Source organism: Hydrogenophaga sp., from assembly GCF_035481345.1.
GTDB lineage: Bacteria > Pseudomonadota > Gammaproteobacteria > Burkholderiales > Burkholderiaceae_C > Hydrogenophaga.
In genome coordinates, this window is record NZ_DATIGV010000135.1 from 1 (window position 1) to 3,633 (window position 3,633).

At 71.4% G+C, this 3,633-nt stretch carries 4 protein-coding genes; all 4 read right to left on the reverse strand.

Features of this window, described 5'->3' with window-relative positions:
* On the reverse strand, positions 1-1,224 hold a 1,224-nt coding region (locus VLG41_RS14820), incomplete at its 3' end, for an acetyl-CoA carboxylase biotin carboxylase subunit (protein WP_325350166.1).
* Entirely contained in the window at positions 1,221-2,051 is an 831-nt protein-coding gene (locus tag VLG41_RS14825) for an enoyl-CoA hydratase/isomerase family protein (RefSeq protein ID WP_325350167.1), read from the reverse strand. The genes VLG41_RS14820 and VLG41_RS14825, both read right to left, overlap by 4 nt.
* Positions 2,048-3,220 carry an acyl-CoA dehydrogenase family protein gene (locus VLG41_RS14830; RefSeq protein WP_325350168.1) on the reverse strand — a complete coding sequence of 391 codons (1,173 nt, stop codon included), beginning with the start codon at positions 3,218-3,220 and terminating at the stop codon, positions 2,048-2,050. The genes VLG41_RS14825 and VLG41_RS14830 overlap by 4 nt, the downstream gene beginning before the upstream one ends.
* Positions 3,221-3,255: 35 nt before the next feature.
* Positions 3,256-3,633 (reverse strand): carboxyl transferase domain-containing protein (locus VLG41_RS14835; RefSeq protein ID WP_325350169.1); only part of this gene is annotated, 378 nt, incomplete at its 5' end.

Here is a 3,633-nt window from a genome sequence, read left to right on the forward strand (position 1 = left end):
CACGGTCGCGTCCAGCGCGTGCGCGAGGCGTTCGATGGCCTGCTCGCGCGTGGGCGCGTGCGCGATGAGTTTGCCGAGCATGGCGTCGTAGTGCGGCGTCACCTCGGTGCCGGTTTCGATGGCGTGGTCGAAGCGCAGGCCCTCGCTCAGGGGTGGCGCCACGAAGGCGCGCACGGTGCCGGTGTGCGGCGTGAAGCGCTCGTCCTCGGCGCACAGGCGCACCTCGATGGCGTGGCCCCGCAGGCGCATCTGGTCCTGCGCCAGGGGCAGCGGCTCGCCGCGCGCCACGCGGATCTGCCATTCGACGAGGTCCAGGCCCGTGAGCATTTCCGTCACCGGGTGCTCCACCTGCAGGCGCGTGTTCATCTCCATCAAAAAGAAGCGGTCGCCATCCAGCAAGAACTCCACCGTGCCCGCGCCCACATACCCCGCCGCCTGCGCCAGCGCCACGGCAGCCGCGCCCAGTTGCTCGCGCAAGGCGGGCGTCACCGCGGGGCTCGGCGCCTCTTCGATGATCTTCTGGTGCCGCCGCTGCACCGAACAATCGCGCTCGCCCAGGTGGATGCATTGGCCGTGCGCGTCAGCGAAGACCTGCACCTCCACGTGGCGCGGGCGCAGCACCGCGCGCTCGATCAACAGGTCCGCGTTGCCGAAACCCGTCATGGCCTCCGCGCGCGCGCTGGTCAGTGCGGCAGGCAACTGCGCGGCCTCGGTGACCAGGCGCATGCCGCGCCCGCCGCCACCGGCCACGGCCTTCACCATCAGCGGGTAGCCGATGCGCTGCGCCTCGGCGACGAAGGTCTCGTCGCGTTGGTCCGCGCCGAAGTAGCCCGGCAGCACCGGCACGCCATGCGCCTGCGCCAGCGCCTTGGCGGCCGACTTGCTGCCCAGCGTGCGGATGGCGGCGGGCGGCGGCCCCACCCACACCAGGCCCGCATCGATCACCGCCTGCGCGAAGTCCGCGTTCTCGCTCAGGAAGCCGTAGCCCGGGTGCAGCGCATCGGCGCCGGTGGCGCGCGCGGCCTCGATGAGGCGGTCGATGCGCAGGTAGGACTCGGCCGAACTCGCGCCGCCGAGCGCGAAGGCGCTGCCAGCCTCGCGCACGTGCAGCGCGTTCGCGTCGGGGTCGCTGTACACGGCCACGGTGGCGATGCCCATGCGGTGCGCGGTGCGAATGACCCGGCGCGCGATCTCGCCGCGGTTGGCGATCAGCAGGCGCCTCATGACCGGCTCTCTTTCGGCGCGTCCGTGGACGGTGGCTCTGGCGCCCAGGGCGCGGCCCGCTTGTTGGCGAACGCCGCCAGGCCGGCGGCGGCCTCGGGCCCGCGCAGCGCGCTGGCGAAGGCGATGGCCGCCTCGTCGCGCAGGTCGGGGCGGTCGTCGCACAGGCGCAGCAGGAGCTGCTTGGTGGCCGCCACCGCGCCCGGCGCGGCGCGGTTGAGCGCGGCGCTGGCCTCGGCCACGGCGGCATCGAGCGCGCCATCGGCCACCACGCGGTTCACCAGGCCCGCGGCCTGCGCTTCACGCGCGTTCCAGCGCGCACCGCTCAGCAGGCACTGGCGCGCCGTGGCGTCCCCCAGGCGGCGCCACACGAAGGGCGCGATCTGCGCGGGCGGCAGGCCCAGCGTCACCTCGGGCGTGGCGAAGCCGGCGCGCTCGGTGGCGATCACCACGTCCGCGCAGCACACCAGGCCGAAGCCGCCGCCCATGGCGGGGCCGTCCACCGCGCACAGCAGCCACTGCGGCAAGCTGCTCAAGGCGTGCAGCAGGTCACCGAAGCCGCGGTTCACCTCGATCAACGGGTCCGTCTGACCCGGTTGCAGCGGCTGGCCGATGGCGTGCGCGAATCCGCCCAGGCTGCCGCCGGCGCAGAACGCACCGCCCGCCCCGGCCAGCACCACGCCACGCAGCGTGGGGTCGTTCTTCGCGCGCAGGCAGGCGGCGTACAGGCCCACCACCATGGCGTCGCTCAGCGCGTTGCGCGAGGCCGGGTCGTTGAGCGTCCAGCGCTCCACCGCGCCGTCGCGGTCGATGATCAGGGCCCGGTTCATCGCGGCGGCCTCTTGGCGATGCCCATGATCTTGCTCAGGATGCCCAGCATCACCTCGTCGGCCCCGCCGCCGATGGAGGCCAGGCGCCCGTCGCGGTACATGCGCGCCACCTTGTTCTCCAGCGTGAAGCCCATGCCGCCCCAGAACTGCAGGCAGGTGTCGGGCACCAGGCGGTTCAGGCGCCCGGCCTTGAGCTTGGCCATGGTGGCCCACTCGGTCACGTCCTCGCCGGCCACGTAGCGGTCGCACGAGAGGTAGGTCAGCGCGCGCAGCGCCTCCACCTCGGTCTTGAGTTCGGCCAGCTTGAACTGCACCCACTGCTGGTCGGCCAGTTGCGCACCGAAGAGTTTGCGCTCCTGCGCCCACTCGATGGTCCATTCGATGCAGTTGTTCAGGCTCACCAGCGTGCTGGCCGCGCACCACAGGCGCTCCTCCTGGAACTGCTGCATCTGGTAGACGAAGCCCGCGCCCTCCTGGCCGATGCGGTAGCGCTGCGGCACGCGCAGCTCGTCGAAGTACAGCAGGCCGGTGTCGCTGCTGTGCATGCCGATCTTGCGGATCTTCTTGCCGACCTCGAAGCCCTTCACCGGCTTGCCGTTCTCGCGCAGCGGCACCATGACCAGGCTCTTGTTCTTGTGCGCCGGGCCTTCGCTGGTGTTCACCAGCAGGCAGATCCAGTCGGCCTGCAGGCTGTTGGTGATCCACATCTTCTGGCCACTGATGACGTAGTCGTCGCCGTCCTTCTTCGCGGTGGTCTTGATCGCTGCCACGTCGCTGCCGGCGCCGGGCTCGCTCACGCCGATGCTGCCGACCGCTTCGCCACGGATCGCGGGCGCGAGGAACTGCGCTTTCAACTCCTCGCTGCCGAAGCGCGCCAGCGCGGGCGTGGCCATGTCGGTCTGCACGCCGATGGCCATGGGCACGCCGCCGCAGTGGATGTGGCCCAGCGCCTCGGCCATGGCCACGCTGTAGCTGTAGTCCAGGCCGGCGCCGCCGTGGGCCTCGGGCTTGGTCAGGCCCAGCAGGCCCAGCTCGCCCAGGCCCTTGAAGACCTCGTGCGCGGGAAACATCTCGGCGGCCTCCCACTCGTCCACGTGGGGGTTGATGTGGTCGTCGATGAAACGCTTGAGCGTTTTCTGGATCTCGCGGTGCTCGTGCGTGAACTGCATGGTGTGTCTCCTCGGTCGGTGTGTGCGTGGCGGATCTACATGCGCGCCACCCCGAAGGGCAAGGGGCGTGGCGTGCGTTGCGCGGCCTCGGCGCAGGTGTCCAGGCAGAAGATGAGCACCGCGCGCGTGTCGCGCGGGTCGATCACGCCGTCGTCGAGCAGCAGGCCGCTGGTGTGGAAGGCGTCGGCCTGGCTCTCGAACACCTGCACGATCTGCTCGAACTGCTGCTGCATCTGCGCCGGATCGGGCGTGAGGCCTTTGCGCGCCAGGCCGGCCTCGGCCACGATCTGCATGGTGCGCGCGGCCTGCTCGCCGCCCATCACGGCCGTGCGCGCGTTGGGCCAGCTGAACAGAAAACGCGGCTCGAAGCCGCGCCCGCACATGCCGTAGTTGCCGGCGCCGAAGGAGGCCCC

What these genes read in the sequence shown, in the direction of transcription:
- VLG41_RS14825 (WP_325350167.1), bottom strand. Translation starts at nt 2,051, where the DNA reads ATGAACCGGGCCCTGATCATCGACCGCGACGGCGCGGTGGAGCGCTGG.
- VLG41_RS14830 (WP_325350168.1), bottom strand. Translation starts at nt 3,220, where the DNA reads ATGCAGTTCACGCACGAGCACCGCGAGATCCAGAAAACGCTCAAGCGT.